This is a genomic window from Curtobacterium sp. MCJR17_055 (genome assembly GCF_003224335.1).
Classification (GTDB): domain Bacteria; phylum Actinomycetota; class Actinomycetes; order Actinomycetales; family Microbacteriaceae; genus Curtobacterium.
Genome location: NZ_QKLF01000002.1, coordinates 478,005 through 503,495 on the forward strand (window position 1 = coordinate 478,005; position 25,491 = coordinate 503,495).

Genomic DNA, 25,491 nt, shown 5'->3' on the forward strand with positions numbered 1-25,491 from the left:
ACCCGTCACCGCCCCCGCGCGATCCGCCCCGCCACCGGCAGCACCCCCACGACCGCCACGACGACCGCCGCGAGCGAGAACCCGGCCCAGGACGCGAGGTCGAACCCGGCTGCCGGAGCACCGGCGAGCCCGAACCCGACGCCGACCAGCGCCGGCAGGACGGCGAGGGTCCCGATCACCACGGCTGCGACCGCGGTGTAGGCCGTCTCGACGCCGGCCATCCGCAGCAGCTGGACGCGGGTGGCGCCCGTCCGCTGCAGCAGCCCGAACTCGTCGCGGCGACCCCGGGTGGTGGTGAGCAACGTGTTGCCCGCGGCGGCCGCCACGAAGGCGAGGAGGGCGACGACGAGGACCAGGGACAGCCGCCGGTCGCCGTCCCCTGACCGGAGGGCGGTCGTGACGTAGCCGTCGACCGAGGTGACGCCGAGGCCGGTGGCGAGCAGGGCCTCCCGGACGGCGGCACGGTCACCGGCGGCCGTGTCGACGAGCAGCGTGCCGGCCGGGCCGCTCGTCCGGTCGCGCACGAGGACGTCACCGAACGCCAGGCCGCGGTCGTAGACCGCGACGACCCGCGCCGGGGTCGCCGGTCCCTCACCCGTCCGCATCCGGATGGTGTCCCCGAGGCCGGTCGGGGTGAGGGCGATGACGTCGGTGCTCACCGCGACGGTGCCCGGCTCGTCGAGCGCGTCGAGGGAACCGGCGCGGACGGCGGGGTCGACGCGACCGTCGTCGCCCGACAGTGCACGGATCACGGTCGGTTCCCACTCGAGGTCGCCGAGGGCGGGGAGGTCCTCGTCGGCCTGCTCGATCTGGACCGAGCCGGCGGTGTCCCGCATCGTCGTCGTCGCGCGGACGCCCGGCATCGCTGCGATCCGGTCCGCCTCGGCAGCGGTCACGCCGTCCGCTCCGGTCACGACGAGGTCGGCCTGGAGGCCCGCCCGCAGTTGGTCCCCCGTCGCACGCTGGACGGCGGCGTCCGTCCCGGTCTGCACCGTCCCGAGCGCGACGAGGAGCGCGAGCGGCACCACCGCGGCGCTGAGCCGGCGGGAGGCCCCGCGGGCGTTGAGGAGCGCGAGCGTGGCCGCCGGTCCGGAGGCCCCGCGGAGGGCGCGCCGCGCACCCCACTGCACGAGGAGCGGCCCGGCGAGGGCCGCCGCGACCACGAGCACGATCGCGGAGGTGGCGCCGGTCGCACTGCCGACCAGACCGGGGGTGAAGAAGGGCGTGGTCGCGGTCGCGAGGCCGATGAGCGCGGTGACCCCGGCTGCGATCCGTCGACCGCGCGAGAGCGTGGGGACGTCGGTCGTGCTCGCACGGACGGCGTCGGTCGGGCTCGGGCGGGTCGCTGCGCGCGCGGCCATCGCTGCGGCCAGCAGTCCGGTGGGCACGAGGACGACCAGCGTGCCGACCAGCGGCACGATCGTCGGTGCGAGCGTGAAGCCGGCGGGGACGACCGCGCTCGAGCGCAGGAGGGGTGTCACGAGGGGCGCGACGAAGGTGCCCACGAGTGCGCCCGCGGGTGCGACGAGTGCGAGCAGGACCAGGACCTCGGTGCGGACCGTGCCGCGGATCTGCCCGGCGGTCGCACCGATCGCCCGGAGCAGGGCGAACTCGCGGCGCCGTTCGCGGAGGACCCCCGCGAAGACGCTCGCCACCATGAACACCGTGATGAGCAGCAGCGTCCCGGCGAAGGAGCCCGCGACGGTGGAGAGGAACGGGGCGTCCGGGTGCCGGATGCCGGCCCCGAGCCAGGCGCCCGTGACCGCGAGGAGCACGGCGGCCAGGGCGACGACCACCCCGGCGCCGACGACGGCCGCGCGGTTGACGACGAGCAGGGAGCGGAGAGCGGCGCGCACGGCTCAGCGCCCCAGGCCGAGGACGCGGGCGGTGACCGACTCGAGCGTGGGGGAGTGGAGCTCGTCGCGCACCCGACCGTCGGCGAGGAACACGACCCGGTCGGCGAAGGCCGCGGCCCGGGGGTCGTGGGTGACGAGCACGAGGGTCTGCCCGAGTGACCGCACCGCGTGCTGCAGGAGCTGCAGGATCCGTTCCGCGGTCGCGGTGTCGAGCGCACCGGTGGGCTCGTCGGCGAACACGACGTCCGGCCCGGCGACGAGGGCCCGCGCGATGGCGACTCGCTGCGCCTGGCCGCCGGACAGCTCCCCGGGCAGGCGGCCGGTCATGCCCCCCAGGCCGACGGCGTCGAGCAGCTCCGCGATCCGCTGCTCGTCGGCGCGGGTGCCGGCGAGTGTCAGGGGCAGCCGCACGTTCTCGCCGACGGTCAGGTGCGGCACGAGGTTGTAGCCCTGGAACACGAAGCCGACGTGGTCGCGGCGGAACCGCGTCACGGCGTCCGGGCGCAACGCGCCGAGGTCGATGCCTCCGATGACCACCCGGCCACTCGAGGGGGTGTCGAGACCGGCTGCACAGTTGAGGAACGTGGACTTGCCGGACCCGGACGCACCCATCACGGCCGTGAAGCTGCCGGAGGCGATGTCGAGCGAGACGCCGTCGAGCGCGGTCACGGTCGACGGGCCGTTCGGGTACGTCTTGGTGACCCGGCCGAGGTGCACGGCGGTGCCGGTGCGGGCGGGTGAGAGGACTGTGGACACGAGGACTCCTGACGAGGACGGTGCGGGACGGCGTGCGTCGTCCACGCTAGGAACGCGAGCGCTCGCGGCCGAGGGCCGAAGGGTGGGACCCGGGAGGTTGCATCCTCCGATGCAGGCGGCGGCGGTCGTGCCGCCGGACCGGTCCACGACCCGCTGGACGGGAGGCACGGCGCGGCTCGCCGGCATCGGCCCGCCTGCTGCGATGGTCTGGTCATGGAGTACACGGACTACGACACCCGGCTGGCGTCCTACGCCGTGGTCACCGACGGCGACCGGGTGCTGCTCGCACGGCTGAGCTGGCCGGACGCGGGGCTCTGGACGCTGCCCGGCGGCGGGGTCGAGCTGGACGAGACGGTCGAGGAGGGTGCCGTCCGTGAGGTCCGCGAGGAGACCGGGTACGACGTCGTGGTCGAGGGGCTGCTCGGGATCCGGTCGCACGTCGTGCCGCCGGAGCGTCGGAAGCACCAGAACGGTCGACCGATGAAGGCCGTGCAGGTGGTGCACCGGGCTCGGGTGATCGGGGGAGCGCTGCGCCACGAAGCGGTGGGGACGACGGACATGGCGCGGTGGGTGCCACTCGACGAGCTCGGGGCGCACCGGCACGGGCTGCTCGTGGTGCAGGCGCTGCGGTGGGCCCGGGTCGGCGGGGGCACCACGGTCTGACCGCGCAGGGCCGCCGGCACCGAGCGGTCCGGTGCGCTGGCCGGTCCGGGGCGCAGCCGTCCGGTGCGCTGGCCGGTCCGGGGCGCAGGCCGGTCCGGGTGGTGCCTAGGACCGGGAGACCTCGAGCTCCGGGTCGTACCGGATCGCGAGCACGGTGACGTCGTCCTCGTTGTGGCCGGCGCGACCGCGCTCCTCGAGCCGCTCGACGAGGTGGTCGGGGTCCGGGTCGGCGACGGCGAACTCCGCGAACCGGTCGACGGCGTCGAGACCGTCGCCGAACAGGTCGAGGACACCGTCGCTGACGCTGAGGATCACGTCGCCCGGACGGAGCACCGTCTCCTGCGTCGTCCAGGACGTCCCCACACCGATCGGCAGGTCGACGCTCCGGAGCCACTCGTGGCTGCCGTCCGCACGGAGCAGCAGGGTCAGGCCGTGCCCGGCGTCGACCCAGCGCGCGATCCCGTCGACGCTGACGTGCACGTGGAAGCAGGTCGTGAACTGCTCGGTGGCGGGCGCGTCCAGGCCCACGTCGAGGCCCGTCGCGGTGCGGCTCACCGCCTCGTCGGGCGCTCCCTCGCGGACGGACGAGCGCAGGACCGAACGCACGACGGCGGCGATCATGCCCGCTCCGACGCCCTTGCCCATCACGTCCCCGAGCGTGAAGGCGGCGCCGTCCGTGATCGGGAACCAGTCGTAGAAGTCGCCGCCGACCGAGCGTGTCGGGAGGCACACGGCCCGGACCGTCAGCACGGCCGGGATGTCCACGGCGGTGACGGGCAGCAGGGAGCGCTGCACGAGGGCGGCCTGGCTGATCTCCGCCTCCGCCTGTTGTCGCAGGTCCTGCATCGCCTGCAACCGGACCACGGCCTGCCGGGCGAGCTCGTTCGTGACGCCGGCGACCCCGACGAAGACCACCAGGACGACCACCAGGCGCACGACCTCGCTGGCGCCGAGTTCCGCCTGACCGACGACCGTCGGCAGAAGGAACGTCACCGCGGTGCCGATCAGCGGGTAGACGACGTGCTGCCGACCCGGTCGGGCGGCGATCCAGATCAGCGGGAGGAGCACGGCCGCGAGGAAGGGCGACCGGGCGTCGCCGGTCCCGAAGCGCAGCAGGCCGATCGCGATGAAGTCGAGCGCGGGGACGAGCAGCTCGAACCGTGCGAGCCCGGGTCGCGCCACGAGCAGTCCGGTGAACGCCAGCCCGAGGAGCGCGAGTCCCGTCCCGGCCCACATGCTCGGCGCGTTCGTCACCGTGAGCCAGGGGAGCAGCACGCTGCAGACCGCGGCGACCACGGACACCGCGGCGATGACCGCCTGGTTCGTCAGCGGGGTCGTCCTGGCCGAGGACCGCACGGCCAGCGGCGCCGCACGGTCGGGAGCGGTGACCTGTGCGACGGCCGGGCCGGATGTCGTCTGCGCCATAGGTGACGAACGCTACCGGCCGTCCGCCGCGGGGGGAACGCGCCCGTTCGTGGGGCACGGCGCCCGGCGACGGCGAGCGGACGCGTCCGCGGGATCGCCCTCCGTCCGGGCACTCGATGCACGAGGATGGACCCGTGCGCACCCAGGAGACCCTGTCCGTCGACCAGGCCGTGGCGCGTGCGGTGGCGCTCGCCGAGGCGGGCGGCCGCAGCGTCGTCGGCATCGCCGGCGCTCCCGGGGCGGGCAAGTCCACGCTCGCCCGTCGGGTCGTCACCGAGGTCGTGACGCGGCTCGGTCCGGGCGTCGCCGTGCAGGTGCCGATGGACGGGTTCCACCTCGCGAACGCGGCCCTCGACACCCTCGGCCGGCGCGGACGCAAGGGCGCGGTCGACACGTTCGACGCCGCCGGGTACGTCGCACTCGTCCGGCGGCTGACCGCGACCGGGGGGACCGACGGCACGGTCTGGGCGCCCGACTTCGACCGTCGCGTCGACGAGCCCGTGGCCGGCAGCATCGCCGTCCCGCCGGAGACCGTGCTCGTGGTCTCCGAGGGCAACTACCTGCTCGACCAGACCGCCCCGTGGCGGGAGCTGCCCGACCTGTTCACCGAGACCTGGGCCTGCGTCGTCGACGACTCCGTGCGGATCGACCGACTGGTCGGCCGACACATGCGGCACGGCCGCGACCACGAGGCCGCCCGACGGTGGGCCGTGGAGGTCGACGGCGTGAACGCCGAGCGGGTGACGGCGGACCTGCACCGGGCCTCCGTCCTGGTCCGGACCTGACCGGACCCACCGACGACAGCAGCACCGACCGACAGGAGCACGACGTGACCATCGCCATCACCGGGGCCACCGGCAACATCGGCGGCGCCGTCGCCCGCGCGCTCGCCGCGGACGAGGTGCCGTTCCGCATGGTCGTCCGCGACGCCTCCCGGGCCCCACGGCTGCCCGGGGCCGAGGTCGCCGTCGCGACGCACGCCGACGGCGACGCGGCCCGCGCCGCTCTCGAGGGCGTCGACGTCCTGTTCCTGGTGTCCGGTGCGGAGGCCCGTGACCGGCTCGACCAGCACCGCACCGTCGTGCGCGCAGCGGCCAGTGCCGGCGTGCAGCACGTCGTCTACACGTCCTTCCAGGGCGCGGCCCCCGACGCGACCTTCACGCTCGGCCGCGACCACTGGTGGACCGAGCAGGCGGTGCGCGACACCTCGATGGCGCACACGTTCCTGCGCGACTCGTTCTACCTGGACTTCGTCGAGGACCTCGTCGGCGAGGACGGGGTCATCCGGGGCCCGGCGGGCGACGGGGCGATGGCCGCCGTGGCCCGGGCCGACGTGGCACGTGTGGCGACCGCGGTCCTCCGTGCGCCGGAACGGCACATGGACCGCACGTACGACCTGACCGGACCCGCGGCGATCACGCTCGAGCAGGCGGCCGCGACCGTCAGCGCCGTCCGGGGTCGGCCGGTGAGCTACCACCGCGAGACGGTGGAGGAGGCCTACGCTTCCCGGCAGCGCTGGGACCCGGAGCCGTGGCAGGCCGACGCGTGGGTGAGCACCTACACGGCGATCGGCGAGGGCGCGCTGGTGAAGGTGTCCGGGGACGTCGAGCGCGTGACCGGGCAGGCGCCGATGTCGCTCCGCCAGGTCCTGGAGGCCCGGAGCGCCTGACCGCGCCGGTCGCGGCCCGCTCACGGTGCGCTGTGCGCGGTGCGCGGTGCGGGAGGCGATTCGCGGTGCGGGAGGTTCAGCGCACCTTCCGTGCGGACAGGGACCCGACGACGCCGAGGAGCAGCACCGCCACCAGGACGGTCAGCAGCGGTGCCGTCCAGCCGCCGGTCGCCCCGTGCAGGGCCCCGGCCACGAGCGGCCCCGCCGACCCGATCAGGTACCCGCCGCCCTGCACGAACGCGGACAGCCGGCGGGCGTCGTCGTCGTTCGACACGAGCCGCACGATGACGATGAAGATGATCGTGATGCCGCCGCCCTGGGCAGCCCCGCCGAGCACCGACCACAGCAACCAGAGCTGTGGGGCGACGAGCAGGCCGAGGGGCATCGCGAGCCAGAAGAACGCGACGAGGGCGATGATGGCGCGCGGCCGGAACCGGCTGGCGAGCACCGGCACCCCGAGCGCCCCGACGACCGCCAGGATTTGGAACACCGAGGAGCTCGCTCCGGACGACGCCGTGTCGAAGCCGATCTCGTCGTGCAGCAGCGTCGGGATCCAGGCGGTCAGCGCGTAGTACGAGAACGCCTGCCCACCGAACGCGAGCATGAGCCCCCACGTCACCCAGCGCTTGGCGGGGTGCGGCAGGGTCGCCACGACGGGGGCCGCCGGGACCGTGCGGACCGCGCCGGTGTCCAGGACCTGGTCGATCGGTCCGGTCGCCGGCACCGGTCCGGAGTCGCGGTCGACACCACGCCATGCGGCACCCGCCCCGACCGCGTAGGTCCACGCGGCACCGGCGACGACCGCGAGCACGGCCCAGATCGCGATCGCGACCGGCCAGCCCCAGACGGCTGCGATCGGTGCCGTGCCGAGTGAGGTCGTCATCGACCCGACGTTGAGCGCGGACGTGTACACGCCCGTGACCAGGCCGACCCGTTTCGGTGAGGTGTCCCGCCGGATGACGACCGGGATCACCACGTTGCCGATCGTGATGCCGATGCCGATCACCGCGGTGCCGACGAGCAGCGCGGCCTCGTGCGGGACCGACCGGAGGACGGTGCCGACGAGCACGATGAGCAGCGACAGCGACACGGCGCGCTCCGCGGTGAACCGGGCGATGACCCAGCTGGCGAACGGCGTCGCGAGGGCGAAGCAGAGCACCGGGATCGTGGTGAGGAGCCCGGCGACCGTCGCGGTCATGCCGAGGTCGACCCGGATGTCCCCGATGACCGGCGCCGGCGCGACGATCGGGCCGCGGAAGTTCAGCGCGACGAGGACGATCGCGGCGGGCAGCAGCCACGCGGCCCCGCGGAGTCCGGCACGGCGAGCTGCCGCGCCGGTGGTCTCGCCCCTGCCGCTCACGTGCTCGGCAGCAGGATCGGCAGCAGGTCGAGCGGGGTCGCCGCCTGCGCGACGGTGCCCGCGGCCTCGGCGGGGGAGCCGTACCCCCACTCGGCGAAGACGGTCGGGACGCCGTGCGCAGCCGCCCCCTCGACGTCGTGCAGGCGGTCCCCGACGAGCACCGGACGGCTGATGTCGAACCCACGGGCGTCGAGCCGGCGCAGGGCCTCCTCGACCACGTCGGCCTTGGCGGAGCGCACCTCGTCGTCGCTCGCCCCGGTGATGACGTCGATGTCCCCGGTCAGGCCGTAGTGCTCGAGGATGTAGGTCGCCGGGGTCTCGGGCTTGCTCGTCGCGGTCGAGATCGGCACGCCGGCCTCGTGCAGGGTGTGCAGGACGACGTCGATGCCCGGGTACATGCGGGAGTCGAGTGCTCCGTGCGAGAAGTAGTGCTCGCGGTACACGGCGAGGGTGCGCTCGGTGAGCTCGTCGTCCATGCCCATCGCGATGCGGAAGGTGTCGAGGATCGGCGGCCCCACGAACGACATGAGGGTGTCCTGGTCGGGCACGGGGACGCCGACCTGTCGGAACGTGTGCGTCAGGCTCTCGATGATGCCCGGCGCCGAGTCGCTGATGGTGCCGTCGAGGTCGAACAGGACGGCGGTGAAGGGGCGCTCCGGGCTGCTTGTCATGTCCCGCCCAGCCTAGCCGCGCCGCCGGAGCCGCCCGGCGGCGGGGTGAGCCGCCCGCCGGGGCGGGTCGGGCCTCCCGGCCCGCGGTCGGAACCGAGTCGCGGCGCCGGCGCGCTCAGAAGAGGCGCGCGTGCCCGCCCTCGATGCCGCGCATCTCGTCGTAGTCGAGGACGAGGCAGCGGATGCCGCGGTCCTCGGCCAGGGTGCGGGCCTGGGGGGCGAACGACTGTGCCGCCAGGACGCCCTGCACCGGCCGCAGGTGCGGGTCGCGGTTCATGAGCTCGAGGTAGCGGGTGAGCTGCTCGACGGCGTCGATGTTGGCGTTCCGCTTCATCTCGACCGCGACGCTCGCGCCCGCGTCGTCCCGCGCCAGGATGTCGACCGGACCGATGGCGGTCATGTACTCGCGGCGGACCAGCGTGTGGCCGTCACCGAGGAGCTCGATCTGCTCGGCGAGGAGCTGCTGCAGGTGCGCCTCCACCCCGTCCTTGACCAGACCGGGGTCGACGCCGAGGTCGTGCGACTCGTCGGCGACCACCTCGTGGATGCTGACGATGAGGCGGTCCTGCGTCTTCTTCTGTGTGACCGTCCACACCTGCGTGATGCCTGCGGAGGCCTGGTCGTCGTCGGGTTCCGCGATCGCGATCGAACACGGCGGGCTCATCCAGTTGAGCGGCTTGTAGCTGCCGCCGTCCGAGTGGACGAGGAGCGAGCCGTCGGCCTTCAGCATGAGGAGCCGGGTCGCGAGGGGCAGGTGGGCCGACAGGCGACCGGCGTAGTCGACGGAGCAGCGGGCGATGACGAGACGCACCCGGGAAGCCTAACGGGGATCGCAGGCGGCCCGGCGGGTCGCCCGCCGGCCCCTGTGCTCGCTGCTCGCTGCTCGCTGCTCCGGGCGGAGGCAGTCGGTGCCGGCGGCTCAGCGTCGCCGGTCAGCCGTGTCGGTCCGGTCGGCCCCGCCAGCCGCGCCGGCCGGGAGGCCGGGGTCGCCGCCGGTCCGTCCGTCGCCCGGGCGGGTGATCGCGGTCCGCTCCCGCGCGGCACCGGACGCGAGGCCGGCCGCGATGATGAACACGAACACGATGAGGAGCCCGTTGAGGAGGCCGACGTGCTCGCCGGTGAACCCGATGATCGGCGGTCCGGCGAGGAACGCCACGTAGCCGATCGTCGCGACGGCGCTGACCTTGGCGGCCGCGGTGCGGGGGTCGTCCGCGGCGGCCGACATCCCCATCGGGAACCCGAGCGATGCACCGAGCCCCCAGAGCACGACACCGACGATCGCGATCGGGACGTTCGGCACGAAGATGAGCATGCCGAGGCCGACGACCGCGACCACCGCGCTCGCCCGGAGCACCGGGACCCGTCCGAACCGGTCGATGAGGGGGCTGCCGGCGACGCGACCGACGGTCATCGCGGCGAGGAAGACGGCGAGCACGGCCGAACCGCCGTCGTTCGCCAGGCCGTGGCCGTCGATCATCGCGAGGGGCAGCCAGTCGTTCGCGGAGCCCTCGGCCAGGGCCATGCCGAGCACGACGACCCCGATGAGGAGGGTCGACGGCTGCTTCCAGATCGCCCACCGCGAGACCGGCAGTGCCACCGGGCTGGTGTCGGTCGGCTCGGGCTCGACGTGCCGGTCCTCGCCGAACCAGCGGATGGCGACGAGCATCGCCAGGCTCGTGATGACGCCGACGACCACGAAGTGCAGCGCGACCGGGACCTCGAAGCGCTCGGCGAGGGCGCCGATGCCCGCGCCGGCGAGCGTCCCGACGCTGAACGCCGCGTGGAACAGCGGCATGATCGTCCGGCCGCCGAGTCGCTCGGCGGTCGCTCCGGACACGTTCATCGACACGTCGCACAGGCCGTTGCCGAACCCGAACGCGATGAGGCAGATCCAGATCGCGGCGAAGCCCCAGTCCATCGTGACGGCGATGCCCGCGGCCACCATGCCGAGCGCCAGGCACGCGGCGGCCACGAGGACACCGCGACGGGCACCGAGCCTCGCGACGATGTGGCCGGCGAAGGTCAGGCCGGCGATCGACCCGACCGACATGCCGAGGACGAGCAGGCCCATCGTGAAGGTCGAGGCGTCCAGGGAGTCCCGCACGCTCGGCACGCGTCCGAGCCAGGTCGCGATGTCGAGCCCGGACAGGGTGAACACCACGAACACCGCGTTGCGCCAGGCGCGGGTCGTCGGAGCGGGGCGGGTACCGGCCGTCGTCATGGAACTGTCCGATCGAATCGATTCGAGGAGGGGTAGCCGTTACGCTAACGAGCGATGGACGACACGGCAAGTGACCCCGGCGCGTCGGGCCCCCGCCCGGGCGTGGACCGCACCGACGGTCCGGACGACGCCCCCACGGCCGACGCTGCCCGGAGACCCGACGCTGCGGGCGCACCCCGGGCCTCCCGGTCCGGTCGCCCCACGCGCCCGACGCTCGCCGCCGTCGCCCGTGCGGCCGGCGTCGCGCCGTCCACCGCCTCCCTCGCCTTCAGCGGTACCGGCCCGGTGTCCGAGGACACCCGCCAGCGCATCCTCGCCGTCGCCGCCGAGCTCGGCTACGACGGACCGGACCCACGCGCCCGCTCCCTCCGGCGTGGGCGGTCCGGCGTGATCGGCGTCGTGCTCGACGACCGTCTGAGCGACGCGTTCCGCGACCCCGTGAACGTCCTCACCCTGGACGGCATCGCCGAGGTCGCCGGAGCCGCGGGGGTGTCGCTGCTCCTCGTCCGGAGCCCGCTCGACGACGAGCGCGGCATGGCACCGCTCGTCGACGCCCCGATGGACGCCGTCATCCTCATCGGGTGCAACGTCCGGATCGACCCGGCGGTCGCCGTCCTCCGGCGACGCTCGATCCCCGTCGTCGCGATCGAGGCGGACGCCATCGAGGGCGCCGTCCCCGTGCACCTCGACAACCGCGACGCGTCCCGACGGGCTGCCGCGTTCCTCCACGACCTCGGTCACCGGCAGGTCACCGTCGTGACCCTGCCCCTCGACAGCGCCCGGGAGCGCGGTCCCGTCAGCGCCGAGCGGGAGCGCGCATCGTCCGCGTTCACCACGACCGAGCGACTCCGCGGCGTCCGGGACGTCTACCCGGACGCACCGGCGATCGCGTCGGCAGGCAGCTCGGTCGAGGAGGGCCGCATCGCCGGAGCGGCGCTCTTCACCCCCGGCGTCGAGCCCCCCACCGCGGTCGTCGCACAGAGCGACCTGCTCGCGGTCGGGGTGATCTCGGCCGCGCTCGACGCCGGACTCCGCGTCCCCGAGGACGTCAGCGTCGTGGGCTTCGACGGCATCCACGTGGACGACAGCCTGCTCTACCGATCCCCGATCCGGCAGTTGACGACGCTCGTGCAGCCGTTCGTGCCGAAGGGCGAAGCGGCAGCCCGCGCCGCACTCGCCATGCTCGAGGGGGAGTCGCCCGAGCCGGCGTCGTTCCGGTCCGAGCTGCGGATCGGCGACACAACGGGACCACCGAGCGGGCGACAGCGCGACTGACGGCGTGGACCGCGTGCGGTCCGTCGGTGGGCGGATGGGCGAGCGGCCCGCGGCCGTGCGCGTGCGTCCGCCCGCGCCGCGGGTCACCGCGACTACCCGTCGAACGCCTCGAAGTCCGGGACGTCGAACGGGTTGTCGAGGTCGCCGTCGTCGCGGTCCTCGTCGGGGACGTCCTCGACCTCGAACGCAATCGCCACCCCGGGGGTCACGACCACGTCGAGTGCCCGGTTCCCGTAGAGGGTCACCGTCACGACGTCGGCGCCGGCACGATCCGCCGCCACCACGGCTGCTTCCAGCGCGTGCAGGTCCTGGCCCTGCGCGAGCGCGTGCGACGTGCCGTCGACGGTCATCGTGATCCGGCGCAAGGGGTTCCCGTCTGTCGACCGTGCCCGAGTAGGCTGCGGCTACCGGCCATCCAAGCAACACGGCCCAGGAGCCATTCCCAGCTACCGGGTGGTTCGAGCAGCGGCGGCTCCCGTCATCACCCGGTGGCCTGGCGAGGTCGGCATGGGATTCATCAGCTACGACAGTCTGGTCGTCGTCGTGGACGACCGCACGCTCACCCATCTCCAGATCGTCATCGTCAACAAGCTGCGTCGGGGCGAGGCGTTCTTGATGTCGTGGAAGGACGCCGCGGACGTGGGGTCCGGGCGGAGTTCGATCTGGCTGCACCCGAACGTCCTCGTGCACTTCAAGTTCGACGGCAGTCGTGTCCCGGCGATCAACGAGCGGTGGTTGCGGGAACTCGCCGCTTCCGCTTCGAGTTCCCGGGGGCTGGTCGTCACGCGCGAGGACGGCGACGTGACGGACCTCCGTCCCAAGCCCGGTCCGCCACGCCGCACGACGGCACTCGCCGCCACCGCTCCGCGCGACGAGACGGCGCCGTAGCGGGACCACCGCCCGCACAGCGCGGCGGTCCGGAGGGAGCGGAGTGGGATCCGTGGTCAGAACTGCTGGCCCGTGCCCGACGCGTTCCGGGTCCTGCCGCTCGCCTGGTCGTGCGTGGCTGCGTCCGGGGCGTCCATCGCCGGACCGACGCCGACGGGGACGCCTGCCTCGGGGTGGTTGAGGTCGAAGGCCGGGGACTCCGAGCGGATACGAGGGACCGCGGTGAAGTTGTGCCGAGGCGGCGGGCAAGAGGTGGCCCACTCGAGCGAGCGGCCGTAGCCCCATGGGTCGTTGACCCGCACGCGCTGTCCGTGGCGCATCGTCTGCACGATGTTGAGGAAGAACGGCAGCATCGAGGCGGCGGTGAGGAACGCACCGACCGTCGAGACCTGGTGCAGCCAGGTGAACCCGTCGCTCGGCAGGTAGCTCGCGTACCGGCGCGGCATGCCGATCACGCCCAACCAGTGCTGGATGAGGAAGGTCATGTGGAACCCGATGAACAGCATCCAGAAGTGGATCTTGCCCAGGCGCTCGCCGAGCATCTTGCCGGTCAGCTTCGGCCACCAGAAGTAGAAGCCGGAGAACATCGCGAACACGACCGTGCCGAAGACGACGTAGTGGAAGTGCGCGACCACGAAGTAGCTGTCGTGGACGTGGAAGTCGAGTGGCGGTGACGCGAGGATGACCCCGGTCAGGCCGCCGAAGGTGAACGTGACGAGGAACCCGATCGCCCAGAGGATCGGGGTCTCGAACGTCACCGAGCCGCGCCACATGGTGCCGACCCAGTTGAAGATCTTCACGCCGGTCGGGACCGCGATGAGCATGGTGAGGAGCGAGAACCACGGCAGCAGCACGCTTCCGGTGGCGAACATGTGGTGCGCCCAGACCGTGACGGACAGTCCGGCGATCGAGATGGTGGCGTAGACGAGGGTCTTGTACCCGAAGATCGGCTTGCGGCTGAAGACCGGGAAGACCTCGGAGACGATGCCGAAGAACGGCAGTGCGATGACGTAGACCTCGGGGTGGCCGAAGAACCAGAAGAGGTGCTGCCAGAGCAACGGGCCGCCGTTGGCCGGGTTGTAGATCTGCGCGTCGAAGGCACGGTCGAGGAGGAGCCCGAACAACGCCGCTGCGAGCACGGGGAACGCCATCAGCACGAGGATCGACGTGATGAGCACGTTCCACGTGAAGATCGGCATCCGGAACATCGTCATGCCGGGAGCGCGCATCGTGATGGCCGTCGTGATGAAGTTCACCGCACCGAGGATGGTGCTGAACCCGGTCATGCTCAGGCCGGCGACCCAGAGGGTGCTGCCGAGTCCGGGCTCGAAGGTGGTGTCGGACAACGGCGCGTACGCCGTCCAGCCGAAGGACGCCGAGCCCGCCGGCGTGAGGAAGCCGCCCATCGCGATGGCGCTGCCGAACGCGTACATCCAGTAGGACAGGGCGTTGAGTCGGGGGAAGGCGACGTCCGGTGCGCCGATCTGCAGCGGCATGATCGCGTTCGCGAAGCCCGCGAACAGTGGTGTCGCGAACAGCAGCAGCATGACCGTGCCGTGCATGGTCATGAGCTGGTTGTACTGCTCACGGGTGTCGATGACGTCGAGTCCGGGTGTCGCGAGCTCGGTGCGCATGACCACGGCCATCAGCCCGGCGACGCAGAAGTAGCCGAACGCCGTCACCAGGTACAGGTTGCCGATCGTCTTGTGGTCCGTCGACGTGTGCCAGTTGACGGCACGGATGCCGGTGCGCAGCGGACGACGTCCGAGGAGTTCGTCGGGTTCCTCGCCGAGGGCCGGCGGTGTCGTCGTCTGCGTCATGGGGATCCTCCGTCGATCGGTGGCTGCGTCGACGATCCGGCGGCAGTGGGGCCACTCTCGCCGTCATGTCCGCGGTTGCACAGGGGCACTGGTGGACGTGCCGCGTGATGCGGACTCCGGAGCGGCCTCCAGGGCGGAACCCGCGGGATCCGGCTCGGACCTGCTCCGGGCATGACGGGACGGGACGCGAGCGGTCGCGGCTCCCGGACGACGCACGCTGCGGTCGTCACCGTGGGGTCCGCACGGCGGTCTCCGGGAGGGTCGACGGGGTCGGCTCCGCGCCTGCGGCTCGGACGGCGACCTGCCCGAGGTCCCCGGACGTGGCGTGGACGGCGCGCTGCCGGGTCGCCCCGTTGCCCGAGACGAAGGCCTGGTGGACGGCGTGCTCGACGAGCTGGTCGTCGCCGTTCACCGTCAGGGCGGGTCGGAGGTGCTCGAGCAGCATCAGGACGACCTCGTGCGCGGGGAGCGGCCGGTTGGTGAGCGGTTCGACGAGGTGTCCGTCGAGTCCCTCGATCGCGGCCCGCCAGTTCGCGAGCCGGATGATGCAGGCAGGCGTGGCGGCAGGCGGCTTCCCGGCGTGCCACTCGTCGACCGCGGTGTCGACGAGCGCCCGCACGAGCCCGGCCACGGCGACCGTCATCGTCGGGTCGAGCGGTACGTCCGTCACCCGCACCTCGACGGTCGGGTGGTTGCGGGACAGTCGGGCGTCGAAGTAGAGCATCGCGGGGTCGAGGAGGGCTCCGGTCCCGTTGATCGCGGCGGTGACCCCCCGGTACCCGGCCACCGTCTCGTACCGTTCCGCTGGTCCGGCGGTCGGCCACTGGTTCCACGTCACCGACCGGAAGCTCGCGTGACCGGTGTCCTCACCGGCGTGGAACGGCGAGTTCGCGGTCAGGGCGATGAGGATCGGCAGCCACGTCCGGATGCGGTCGAGGACGGCGACGCCCTCGTGGTCGGACTCGACGGCCACGTGGACGTGCAGTCCGCAGGTGAGACTGTGCCGGGGCACCGCGCCGAACCGCTGCACCATCCGTTCGTACCGGTCGGAGGAACGCAGGTGGGGGACGGTGGGCAGCGGCGAGCTGGCGAGCGGCGCCGCGAGGGCACCGTGCTCGCCGGCGAGCCGCATCGCGAGGGCACGGTTGTCGAGGACCTGCCGGCCGAGCGTCGCCAGCGTCGAGTGGGGACGTGTGATCACCTCGAGCATCTCCAGCTGCATCTCACCGGCGAACTCCGCGCCGTCGAGCGGCAGCCGCTCCGCCCGGGCACGTTCGAGCACCAGGTCCGCGATCGGGACCGGCGCTCCGGTGGTCCCGTCCACGAGGAGCAGTTCTTCTTCGACACCGATGGTCCGCATGCCCTCAGCCAAGGCGTCCGACACCGTGTCCCCTCCCCGTTCCCGCGTTCGGTGGCCCATGTCCGCCGTGCGAGCCGTCTGTGACGCCTCGGCCCCTGACGGGGGGACCGTGTGCGAGGAACACCCTCGACGTCAGGACCGAACACCATGGACTCCACGCCCTCCCTGCCCCTGCCCGGACCGTCCGACCCCTCGGGTGTCGGTCGCTTCCTGGCCGACAACCGCGAGGAGGTGCTCGGCCAGCTCGAGCACTGGGTGCGGATCCCGTCGGTGGCGTCCCAGCCCGAGCGCTCCATCGACGTGGAGCGATCCGCCCGGTGGCTCGCAGCGGCCATGCGCGAGGTCGGGCTCACCACGGACATCCTCTGGGCGGGCCCGTCACCCACCGTGGTCGGCGAGTGGATCGTCGATCCGGCGAAGCCGACGGTCCTGGTCTACAGCCACCACGACGTCCGGCACGCCAAGCCGGAGGAGTGGGCCGAGACGGAGCCGTTCCAGCCGGTGCTGCGCGACGGGCGGTTGTACGGGCGGGGCGCTTCCGACGCGAAGGGACAGGTGGTCGCGCACCTCTGGGGTCTCCGCGCACACCTCGCCGGACGGGGCGACGCCGGTCCGGCGGTGAACCTGAAGTACGTCGTCGAGGGCGAGGAGGAACTGGGGTCGACGCACTTCGCCTCGCTGCTCGACCAGGAACACGAGCGCCTGTCGTGCGACGTCGTCGTCTTCTCGGACACCCTGCAGTGGAAGGACGGGGACCCGGCGGTGGTGACGTCGATGCGTGGCATGACCGGCGCCACCCTGACCGTGACCGGGCCCCTGCGCGACGTGCACAGCGGTGCCGCGTCAGGACCCACACCGAACCCGGTCCACGCACTCGTCACCGTGCTGGCCGCGTTGCACGACGACGACGGACGCATCGCGCTGCCCGGGTTCTACGACGACGTGGAGGAACTCACCGACGAGCGCCGGGAGCAGCTCGGCGACCTGTCGTTCGACACCGACGTGTGGCTCGAGCGCACCGAGACCCGGAGCGTCACCGGTGAGTCCGGTCACACGGTCGAGGAACGTCTCTGGGCACGACCGGCCATCGAGGTGCTGACCCTGCTCGCGGGCGACCCGACCGGGTTCCCCCGGGCGGTGATCCCCCGCGAGGCAACGGCGGAGATCAGCATCCGCACCGTCCCCGGACAGCACGTCGCGGCCGTCGCCGACCAACTCCGCCGCTTCGTCGGATCGACGATGCCCGACGGGGTCGAGTACGAGCTGACCATCCCGGAGGAGTCCGGCCAGGACCCCTACGTGACCCCGGACGGGCCGGCACTGGAGGCGCTCGTCCGCGCCATGGAACGAGGTCACGGTGGAGGGACCGCCGGACGCATGGGGAACGCGGGCGGCGGTCCGGCGGAGCTCCTCGGGCGCACCTTCGACGCACCGGTCCTCTTCATCGGCACCGGCCTGCCCGAGGACCACTGGCACTCGAGCGACGAGAGCATCGACGTCGGGATGCTGCTCGACGGCGCCGCGTCGATCGCACACCTCTGGGAGGGGCTCGCAGCAATCGAGCGGGACTGAGAGTCCCGACCTCGCGGGCACCGGCGTGTCGACCGGTCGGCCCGCAGCCGGCGGACCGCGTCGTCACCGTGCCAGAGCCGCCGCGATCCACCCCGGCCGGTGCGCCCGGACCCCGAGCGTCACCGCCCGCACGCCGATGTACCCGAACGAGAACACCGCCCACAGCGCCGCCAGCCCGTCCCCGAGCCACCACAGCAGCGGCAGGTACACGACCAGGTTCACGACGCCCGCGAGCGCCAGGTAGCGGGCGTCACCCGCACCGATGAGCACCCCGTCGAGCACGAACACGTAGCCGGCGACCGGCAGCCCGACCGCGATGAGGACGAGCACGAGGGGGAGGGCCGCCCGGACGTCGGCGGAGTCGGAGAAGACCGGCCCGAGCACGCCGCTGGCAGCGGCGGTCAGCACCCCGAGCAGGACGCCGCCGACGATCCCGAGCACCACGAGCCTCCCGGTCACCAGGCGGACGCGCCCGGCGTCCCGCGCCCCGAGGGCGTGCCCGACCAGCGCCTGTCCGGCGATCGCGAGCGCGTCGAGTGCGAACGCGAGCGTGCTGAACACCGTCAGCCCGATCTGGGTCGTCGCGAGACCGATCGTGCCGAGGCCGGCCGCGGTGGCGATCGTCGCGAGCATCGCGACCCGCAACGACGCGGTCCGGAGGAACAACCACGCGCCGGACCGCAGCGCCCGTACGACCCCGGAGGCGCCGGGCCGGAGCGGTGCGCCCGATGCCCGGGCGGCGCGGACGGCGATGCCGACGTACACCGCGGCCATCGCCCACTGCACGACGACCGTGCCCGCGGCCGACCCCTCCACGCCCCAGCCGAACCCGTAGATGAGGAGCGCGTTGAGCAGACCGTTCGCGACGAAGCCGACGCTCGCGACGACGAGGGGGGTGCGGGTGTCCTGCAGTCCGCGGAACAGCCCGGTCGAGGCCGTGACGACCAGGATGCCGGGCAACCCGATCAGCGAGACGGTGAGGTACGCCGTGGCGGCCGCGGAGACCCCGGGCGTCGCCCCGAACAGGTCGACGAGCGGCCCGGCGAGCGGCCAGCCGACGAGCGCGAGCACCACCCCCAGCGCGAGCGCCAGCCACATACCGTCGATGCCAGCGTGCACGGCGCCGCGGCGGTCACCGGAGCCGAGCGCCCGGGCCACGGCCGGCGTGGTGGCGTAGGCGAGGAAGACCAGGAGGCCCGTCACCGTCTGCAGGACCGCGCTCGCCACCCCGACGGCGGCGAGTGGTGTCGCGCCCAGGTGCCCGACGAGGGCGGTGTCGGTCAGCAGGAAGAGCGGTTCGACGACGAGCGCGCCGAGTGCGGGCAGGGCGAGGCGGACGATGTCGCGGTCGACGGCTCGACGCACGTGGCGGGGGTCGGTGTCGGACGCGGAGGGCACCAGGACATCCTGCCGTCGCTCCGGCCGGGCTGGTGACCCCGCCGCTCCGGGCCGAGGGCCACCCCTCCAGTGGGACGACTCTCGTCGAGGACCTGTCAGCGCGCGGTCGCTGCTGACGCTGCGACACCGGCGCGGTGGGCGTCCGGCTCAGCCGGGCAGGAGATCCGGGTGAGGACGGCGTCGCCCTCGAAACTCTCGACGCCGCCCGCCCAGACGGTGAGGGGGACGTCCTCGTGGAGCTCGACGGGGATCACGAGGTCGTGCGGGTTCCCGGTGGCGCCGTAGTCGTCGTACACGGCGAACTGCACGTCGGCTCGCGCGCAGTCGCGGCCGGGGATGACGTCGAAGCCGACGCAACCGAGGTCCCAGCACCCTTCGGGCTGGGCCTCGTGGTCCAGGGTGGGGAACCAGGTCGCGACGTGGTCGTCGATCACCGGTCGCGGTCGGCACCCGGCGGCGTCGATGCTGCTCCACGACTCCTCACCGACCGAGGCGATGAACGCCGGTGTCCCCGGTCGGACACGCACCGATCGCACTTCGGTGCGAGCGATCGGCCCGGTCTCGGTGTCGGCGAAGCTGATCGTCAGGTCGAGGTCGCACTCGACGGAAGCGACGACGCCCCACGCCAGACAGTCGGAGTCGCCCATGGCCGCTCCGCAGAGTGCCCACCACGCGTCCTCGTCCTCGACCTGCCCGATGCGCACGGCACCGCCCTCGACGGCGAACGGCGGGACGGGGAAGCCGCGGGCGCCGCGGGTCGCGGCGACGGTCGGTGTCGGTGTGGGCTCGCCCACGACGGCGGGGCGTGCTGCCGTGGACTGTGCGGGGACGGGCGCCGGGAGGCCCTGAGCACCGGCCCCCCCACGAGCGCCAGGACCGAGAGGGTCGCGCTGAGCACCAGCGCGACCCGCCGAGCGCTGCTCACGGCGGCGACGGAGACCGTCGGGTCGCCGGCGACCGGCCAGGCGCGGAGGTCGTCCTGGGCGCGGATCGCCCGTGCGGTGTCGACGGCGAGGTTCCACCACCGGACGGTCGACACGGTGAACAGCGCGCCACCGCCCAGGACCGGGACCACGGCGAGCACGCCGACGACCCCCGTCCCGAGCACGGACAGGACGACACCGACCACGACGAGCCCGAGTCCGACCCACCGCAACGTCTCGTACTGCCATCGGTAGGCCGGCATCATCGCACGCACGACGTGGACGGAGGTTCTCAGCGCCGGGCGACTCACGCGGTGAGGCTAGTGAATGCGCCGTCGCCGCTGCAGGCCCCTGTTCGGGTCGGACCGACGGCCGCGAGCATCTGGCGTGCTCGCTTCTTCGTCAGTCCCTCCGGTCCAGACCCGCACGCGACCGGCGGAGCCTCCTCGGCGAGAACGACCCGTCCACGGGCTACCTGCACGAGTGGTCGAGTGGTCGCTCCGTGACGGGTCCTCCTACCGATGGTGGCGGGTGGTGGTGATCACGAGGTCGCCTTGTCGATCATGGCGAGCACGTGCGGCGTACTCCATCGCAGGAGGTCATCGGAGGGCGAGTCCTCGAGGTCCTCTCCCCAGATCGCGACCGCCGCGCCCGCCATCGGAGCAGCGAGGAGCGCACCCGATTCGCCGTCCCACGTCCGGAGTGACCAGTTCTCCCGGAGATCGGCGACCGTGTAGTCGCTGTCGGCCTCGTCGAGGTCGCTCGGCACCTCGTAGAGGTAGTACGAGTTGTAGTTGAGCAGCTCGATCCCCGCGGCGTACAGGTCGGTGGCACCCGCTCGCCGCTGTCGGCGTTCGCGGCGCTCCGCAGGGTCCTCGGTGTCGCCGTCGAAGCTCCAGTACGTCACGTGGATGCGCGGATCCAGTCGCTTCACCGCAGCCCGGTCGATGCCGTCGTTCCAGGCCCAGACCTCACGATCGCCGAGAGCGGCCGCCATGGCGTTCAACCACCCGACGCGGTCAGCGGCAGTGACGCCACCGCCCCATTCGTCACCACCGATGTGCACGGTGCGGCTGGACGGGAACGTCCGCGTCACCTCCGCTGCCAGCTCGGTCGCGAGCGTGAGACTGGCGGGCGCGGATGTGTCGAGCTCACTCTCGCCCGAACGGATGCGATCGACCCACTCCTTGCCGTGTCGCGCCTCGAGCAGGGCGAACGCGGCTGCCATGTGGCCGGGAGTGTCGACCTCGGGCACGATCGCGATGCCCCTCCGGGCCGAGTACGCCGCGATCTTCCGCGCCTGTGCTGCGCTCAGGAACGGACGGCCGGTCACGCGGCTCGTGTATACGCCGTCGTGGAGATCGGCGTTCGCGGGGGTCTGGCCGAGGACGTCGCTCTCGATCCCGACGTTCTGGTCGTCGGTGAGGTGCAGGTGCAGGAAACGGCCGCCGTTGTCGGCCAGCAGGTCGACGTACCGCTTGATCAGCGCCACCGGGTAGTAGGCGCGAGCGACGTCGAGCATCACACCCGGTTCGGGACGTGCGCGGGACGCGGGTCTGCTCGTGACGGTCGTGGCAGACGTGCGGCATCGCTGTACGGAGTAGACCCCGGTGCAGCCGAGGACCCTGTACTTGCCGGCTTTCGCGCGGAGGGGTGACCTGTGGATCGCGCGGACCGTGGTGCTCGCGCCGGCGGCGAGCGGCTTCACGGTCACGTGGCCGAGCGTGTACTTCTTGCTGCCGGCGGACAGGTAGAGCCAGGCGTGGGCAGCCGGCTTCCGCACCGAGCTGGTGTTCTCGACCGTCAGGGTGGTCCGCACGGCCGTGCCGGTGGAGGTGACGGTGTTGGTCGCGGTGACCTTGGTGACCGTCGCTGCCGAGGCGTTCGACTCGATGGCGACGGTGTGCACCCCAGGAGCGTCGAGCGTTGCGCTCTCCGCCGGTGCTGCGGTCGCATCGATCCCGACCAGGGCCACTGCCGACACCGCGATCGCGAGACCGGCGGCGACCATCCGGCTGACGTGTCGACGCGCAGGCGCTCCGGGCGTCGGGGACTGGTTCTTCTTCTGACGCACCACGATGCTCTTCCCCTCGACCATGCGGATCGTCCACCCGCACCACCGCGACACCGTTCAGCCTCGGACGGACCGGGTGGCGCGCACGATCGTATCCACCTCGGGTCTGGGCCCTCGGATGCTGCACTGTTCGCCGCGATGCGCGCTGCAGCCTCGGTAAGCTCCCGCTGAGAACGAAGGACGGCTCCTGTGTCGCAACTCAACAAGCCAGCCGTGGTAGCCGCGGCCCCGACGAACGTGCTCGCGATCGTCGCGCTCGTGCTGGGCTTCGTCGTTCCCGTCGGCGGGATCGTCGTCGGGATCATCGGTCTGTCGCAGATCAGGAGGACCGGTGAGAACGGCCGGGGGCTGGCAGTCACCGGCGTCGTCGTCGGCGCGGTGCTCACCGTCCTCAGTGTCCTGCCGATACTCCTCCTGCTCCCGGAACTCCTGCAGGTGTTCGGGCTCCGCGGGTAGCGTCGCGGTCGTTCCGGGCCCGGGCTGGAGCGTGCTCCTTCGTCAGGAGTCGCCGGCGGAACACCAGCCGGCGGGACCTCCGCTCGACCGTTCTCGCAGGTGATCGGCCGGAACGAGCGGACGATCACCGGGGCCGGTCAGCCCTTCCGGCGCCCGTCGACCCGCGGCTCGACGGGGACGCCACCCGTCGCGGCCCGGTCGGCGTCGGTCGCGTCCGGGGTGACCGGATCGGTGCCCCGGGCCCGGCCCACCAGGTCCATGAGGTGGTAGACGACGATCGCGGCGATGGTGCCGATGATGATCCCGCCGAAGGTCGCGCCGCCGAACGAGAACGTGAAGTCGGCGATGCCCATGATGAGCGCGATGCCAGCGGTGAGCTGGTTCTTCGGCTTGGCGAAGTCGACCCGGTTCTCGACCCAGATGCGGATGCCGATCACGCCGATGAGTCCGTACAGCGCGGTGGTGGCGCCACCGAGCACGCCGGCCGGCACCGTCGAGATGACCGCACCGATCTTCGGCGACAGCCCGAGCAGCACGGCCGCGATCGCCGCGACCCAGTACGCCGCGGTGGAGAACACCCGCGTCGCCGCCATGACGCCGATGTTCTCGCCGTAGGTCGTCGTGGCCGAACCGCCGCCGACGCCGGCGAGCACGGTCGAGACCCCGTCGGCGAGCAACGCGCGCCCGGTCAGCGGAGTGAGGTCACGTCCGGTCAGCTGGCCGACGCCCTTCACGTGGCCGACGTTCTCGGCGACCAGGGCGAGCACGACGGGCAGGAAGCCGAGGTAGACGGCGGTCTGGGACAGGTCGAAGGCCGGGGCCGTGAAGGTCGGCAGTCCGACCCAGGCGGCGTCCTGCACGGCACCCAGGTCCACCTCGCCCGCGACGAGTGCGACGAGGTAGCCCACGACGACACCGACGACGATCGACAGGCGACCGACGAGCCCCTTGAACAGCACGGTGCAGAGGACGATCGCGGCGAGCGTGACCGCGGCGATCACGGGCGCCTCCACGAAGTTGTCGCGGGCGGCCGGCGCGAGGTTGAACCCGATCAGCGCGACGATGGCGCCGGAGACCACCGGTGGCATGAGACGGTCGATCCACCCGGCGCCGGCCAGGTGCACGATCAGTCCGACCACCGCGAGCAGCGCCCCGACGACGATGATCCCGGACAGTGCGAGCGGGATGCCGCCGATCTTCGTCGCGGCCCCGATCGGCGCGAGGAACGCGAACGACGAGCCGAGGTAGCTCGGGAGCCGGTTGCCGGTGATGAGCAGGAACAGGATCGTGCCGATGCCGCTGAACAGCAGGGTCGTCGACGGGGGGAAGCCGGTGATGAGCGGCACGAGGAAGGTGGCGCCGAACATGGCGACCACGTGTTGCACGCCGAGGCCGACCGTCCGGCCCCAGGTGAGTCGTTCGTCCGGCGCCACGATCGCCGAGGCGGACACGGTGCGGCCGTCGCCGTGCAGCTTCCAAGGGAGTCCCATGCGATGACCGTAGCGGGCGCACGGGCGTCCGTGGGTCCGCAACCCGCCCTGTGGAGAACCGTGACGGACGGCCGGAATGCTGGATATGGTGTGTGGGACACCACGAGGAGCACCATGCGAACCACCAGCCACGTCCTTGTCCCCGTCCTCGCCGCACTCGCGGTCGGCGCACTGACGGCCGCGCCCGTGCTCGTCGCCGACCCCGCCCTGGCCGCGGGTGTCGACCGGCACGCGACGGAGACCTCGCGGTCGCCGGCGTCCGACCCGCCTGCCCCCGTCGACTTCACCGCCGGGGTGCGGTCGATCGCACACGGCACCGGCGTCGTCACCGTCACCGGCACCGTCCCGACAGGCGAGAGCGTCCAGGTCGCCGGGGACGTCGTCGAGCCCGTCTGGACCGAAGGGGACGCGGACGGTCGCTGGACGGCGCGGGTCCGGGTGCATCCGGGCGAGCACGTCATCCGGGCCACGTCCCAGGTGTCCGGGCAGTCGATCGACATCCCGGTCCGGATGCTCGTGCTGCTGCCCCCGGACATGACCGCGACCATCAACGGCATCGGACGGACCATCACGCTCGACGGGTTGGGCCATCCCGGAGCGCACCTCGTCGTCCGGGACCGCGGGACGGAGCGCGCCGAGACCGACGTCGCCGACGACGGCACCTGGCACGTCGTGCTGCGTGGTCTCGCGTTCGGTCGCCACCACGTGGAGGTCGGCCAGTACTTCGACGGCACCCTGAACGGCGGGGTCGACGACGTCTACGAGCTCTCGGGCACCCCGACCGTCGAGCACGCGACGGCTTCCCGGCAGACGGAGCACCTCGTCCTGGACGGGCGTGCTCCCGCCGGCAGCACGGTGACCTTCGCGGACCGCCGGGGTCCGGTCACGGGAGCGGACGGCGAGCCCGTGGTCGTCCACGTCGGGGACGACACGTCGTGGCGGGCGGAGCTCCCGATCCCCGACGACGTCCGTCTGGACGTGGTCTCGGTCATCGCCTCCGACGGAGGGGACGAGATCGGTCGGACGGACGCGCACGTCACGATCCCGTCCGCGCTCACCGGCACGGTCGAGCGACTCGGCGACGGCCGCCTCCGGTTCAGCGGCACAGGAGAGGTCGGCGGCACGGTGACGCTCGAGGACGAGGCCGGGAAGACCCTCACCGCCGCGGACGGCGAACCGCTCCGCACCACGATCGGTCGGTCGTGGGAACTCGTCGTCCCGCGCGACGCCCTGCCCGCCGCTGCCGTCGTCGCACAGCAGCGCGTGCAGGACGTCGAGCAGGGCGCCCTGCGGCTCGTGCTCCCCGGCGCACCGGGACGCCCCGGTCCGGGCGCCGGGAGCGCCGGGAGCGCCGGTGGCACTCCGACGGGAGGCGGCGTCACCAGCGGGGAGGAGGCCCGTCATCCGGCCGCGGCCCGCCTCCGGACCGCGGGCACGCGTGCTGCCGCTGCCGGACGACTCGCCTACACCGGTGCGGACGTCGTGCACCCGGCCGTCGCGTCCCTCGTCCTGCTCGTGCTCGGAGCCGGCACCCTCCCGCTCGCCGGGGTCGTGCGCCGGCGTACGACTCCCCGTCGGTGAGGGGCTGACGACGTGGACAGGTCGGTGAGCGAG

Annotated in this window: 22 protein-coding genes; 8 read left to right on the forward strand and 14 right to left on the reverse strand. The window is 72.8% G+C overall.

Going from position 1 to position 25,491, the window contains the following annotated elements:
- Positions 1-5: 5 nt before the first annotated feature.
- Positions 6-1,856, reverse strand: a complete 1,851-nt coding sequence (locus tag DEJ16_RS06310; RefSeq protein ID WP_110825743.1) for an FtsX-like permease family protein — start codon at positions 1,854-1,856, stop codon at positions 6-8.
- A 3-nt stretch (positions 1,857-1,859) separates the two neighbouring features.
- Positions 1,860-2,612 (reverse strand): ABC transporter ATP-binding protein, encoded by a 753-nt coding sequence (locus tag DEJ16_RS06315; protein ID WP_258365843.1) that lies wholly within the window; start codon positions 2,610-2,612, stop codon positions 1,860-1,862.
- Positions 2,613-2,825: 213 nt separating this feature from the next.
- On the opposite strand from DEJ16_RS06315, the gene DEJ16_RS06320 reads away from it, so the two are divergent.
- Complete coding sequence (locus tag DEJ16_RS06320) at positions 2,826-3,275, forward strand: NUDIX hydrolase (protein WP_110825741.1); 450 nt, start codon at positions 2,826-2,828, stop codon at positions 3,273-3,275.
- A 105-nt stretch (positions 3,276-3,380) separates the two neighbouring features.
- On the opposite strand, the gene DEJ16_RS06325 is transcribed toward DEJ16_RS06320, so the two are convergent.
- Entirely contained in the window at positions 3,381-4,700 is a 1,320-nt protein-coding gene (locus tag DEJ16_RS06325; protein WP_110825740.1) for a PP2C family protein-serine/threonine phosphatase, read from the reverse strand.
- A 134-nt stretch (positions 4,701-4,834) separates the two neighbouring features.
- Here DEJ16_RS06325 and DEJ16_RS06330 point away from each other — a divergent pair, with 134 nt between their 5' ends.
- A complete protein-coding gene (locus DEJ16_RS06330; protein WP_258365844.1) occupies positions 4,835-5,485 on the forward strand; it encodes a nucleoside/nucleotide kinase family protein in 651 nt (216 codons plus the stop codon).
- A gap of 44 nt (positions 5,486-5,529) precedes the next feature.
- Positions 5,530-6,369 carry an SDR family oxidoreductase gene (locus tag DEJ16_RS06335; protein ID WP_181419482.1) on the forward strand — a complete coding sequence of 280 codons (840 nt, stop codon included), beginning with the start codon at positions 5,530-5,532 and terminating at the stop codon, positions 6,367-6,369.
- Between the two features lie 76 nt (positions 6,370-6,445).
- On the opposite strand, the gene DEJ16_RS06340 is transcribed toward DEJ16_RS06335, so the two are convergent.
- The 4 genes from DEJ16_RS06340 to DEJ16_RS06355 all read right to left on the reverse strand — a co-directional run bounded on the left by DEJ16_RS06340 (position 6,446) and on the right by DEJ16_RS06355 (position 10,621).
- A complete protein-coding gene (locus DEJ16_RS06340; RefSeq protein ID WP_110825738.1) occupies positions 6,446-7,729 on the reverse strand; it encodes a CynX/NimT family MFS transporter in 1,284 nt (427 codons plus the stop codon).
- Positions 7,726-8,400 (reverse strand): HAD hydrolase-like protein, encoded by a 675-nt coding sequence (locus DEJ16_RS06345; RefSeq protein ID WP_110825737.1) that lies wholly within the window; start codon positions 8,398-8,400, stop codon positions 7,726-7,728. Before DEJ16_RS06345 ends, DEJ16_RS06340 begins: the two co-directional genes overlap by 4 nt.
- Before the next feature lie 115 nt (positions 8,401-8,515).
- Positions 8,516-9,211: an endonuclease NucS gene (nucS, locus tag DEJ16_RS06350; RefSeq protein WP_110825736.1), complete on the reverse strand. Its 696-nt coding sequence runs from the start codon at positions 9,209-9,211 to the stop codon at positions 8,516-8,518.
- 108 nt (positions 9,212-9,319) lie between these two features.
- Complete coding sequence (locus tag DEJ16_RS06355; RefSeq protein ID WP_110825735.1) at positions 9,320-10,621, reverse strand: MFS transporter; 1,302 nt, start codon at positions 10,619-10,621, stop codon at positions 9,320-9,322.
- 54 nt (positions 10,622-10,675) lie between these two features.
- On the opposite strand from DEJ16_RS06355, the gene DEJ16_RS06360 reads away from it, so the two are divergent.
- Entirely contained in the window at positions 10,676-11,896 is a 1,221-nt protein-coding gene (locus tag DEJ16_RS06360) for a LacI family DNA-binding transcriptional regulator (protein ID WP_110825734.1), read from the forward strand.
- A gap of 92 nt (positions 11,897-11,988) precedes the next feature.
- On the opposite strand, the gene DEJ16_RS06365 is transcribed toward DEJ16_RS06360, so the two are convergent.
- Positions 11,989-12,261: a hypothetical protein gene (locus DEJ16_RS06365; protein WP_110825733.1), complete on the reverse strand. Its 273-nt coding sequence runs from the start codon at positions 12,259-12,261 to the stop codon at positions 11,989-11,991.
- A gap of 142 nt (positions 12,262-12,403) precedes the next feature.
- On the opposite strand from DEJ16_RS06365, the gene DEJ16_RS06370 reads away from it, so the two are divergent.
- Positions 12,404-12,784 carry an ATP-dependent DNA ligase gene (locus DEJ16_RS06370; RefSeq protein WP_181419483.1) on the forward strand — a complete coding sequence of 127 codons (381 nt, stop codon included), beginning with the start codon at positions 12,404-12,406 and terminating at the stop codon, positions 12,782-12,784.
- Between the two features lie 56 nt (positions 12,785-12,840).
- On the opposite strand, the gene ctaD is transcribed toward DEJ16_RS06370, so the two are convergent.
- Positions 12,841-14,604, reverse strand: coding sequence for a cytochrome c oxidase subunit I (gene ctaD, locus DEJ16_RS06375; protein ID WP_110825732.1), 1,764 nt, complete (start codon positions 14,602-14,604; stop codon positions 12,841-12,843).
- A gap of 226 nt (positions 14,605-14,830) precedes the next feature.
- Positions 14,831-15,964: a glutamate--cysteine ligase gene (locus DEJ16_RS06380; protein ID WP_181419484.1), complete on the reverse strand. Its 1,134-nt coding sequence runs from the start codon at positions 15,962-15,964 to the stop codon at positions 14,831-14,833.
- Between the two features lie 147 nt (positions 15,965-16,111).
- On the opposite strand from DEJ16_RS06380, the gene DEJ16_RS06385 reads away from it, so the two are divergent.
- Positions 16,112-17,536 carry a M20/M25/M40 family metallo-hydrolase gene (locus DEJ16_RS06385; protein ID WP_110825730.1) on the forward strand — a complete coding sequence of 475 codons (1,425 nt, stop codon included), beginning with the start codon at positions 16,112-16,114 and terminating at the stop codon, positions 17,534-17,536.
- 63 nt (positions 17,537-17,599) lie between these two features.
- Here DEJ16_RS06385 and DEJ16_RS06390 read toward each other — a convergent pair whose 3' ends face one another.
- From DEJ16_RS06390 to DEJ16_RS06400, 3 genes are all read right to left on the reverse strand, one after another.
- Positions 17,600-18,934, reverse strand: coding sequence for an MATE family efflux transporter (locus DEJ16_RS06390; RefSeq protein ID WP_258365845.1), 1,335 nt, complete (start codon positions 18,932-18,934; stop codon positions 17,600-17,602).
- A gap of 95 nt (positions 18,935-19,029) precedes the next feature.
- Positions 19,030-19,728, reverse strand: coding sequence for a hypothetical protein (locus tag DEJ16_RS06395; protein ID WP_110825729.1), 699 nt, complete (start codon positions 19,726-19,728; stop codon positions 19,030-19,032).
- A gap of 670 nt (positions 19,729-20,398) precedes the next feature.
- On the reverse strand, positions 20,399-21,955 hold the full coding sequence (locus DEJ16_RS06400) for a family 20 glycosylhydrolase (protein ID WP_110825728.1): 1,557 nt from the start codon (positions 21,953-21,955) through the stop codon (positions 20,399-20,401).
- Between the two features lie 165 nt (positions 21,956-22,120).
- Between DEJ16_RS06400 and DEJ16_RS06405 the strand changes: the two genes are divergently transcribed.
- Positions 22,121-22,387, forward strand: a complete 267-nt coding sequence (locus DEJ16_RS06405) for a DUF4190 domain-containing protein (protein WP_110825727.1) — start codon at positions 22,121-22,123, stop codon at positions 22,385-22,387.
- Between the two features lie 137 nt (positions 22,388-22,524).
- Here DEJ16_RS06405 and DEJ16_RS06410 read toward each other — a convergent pair whose 3' ends face one another.
- Positions 22,525-23,877, reverse strand: a complete 1,353-nt coding sequence (locus DEJ16_RS06410; RefSeq protein WP_110825726.1) for a uracil-xanthine permease family protein — start codon at positions 23,875-23,877, stop codon at positions 22,525-22,527.
- A 114-nt stretch (positions 23,878-23,991) separates the two neighbouring features.
- On the opposite strand from DEJ16_RS06410, the gene DEJ16_RS06415 reads away from it, so the two are divergent.
- The gene (locus DEJ16_RS06415; protein ID WP_110825725.1) at positions 23,992-25,458 is read left to right on the forward strand and encodes a hypothetical protein; all 1,467 of its coding nucleotides are present in this window, start codon (positions 23,992-23,994) and stop codon (positions 25,456-25,458) included.
- Positions 25,459-25,491 lie beyond the last annotated feature (33 nt).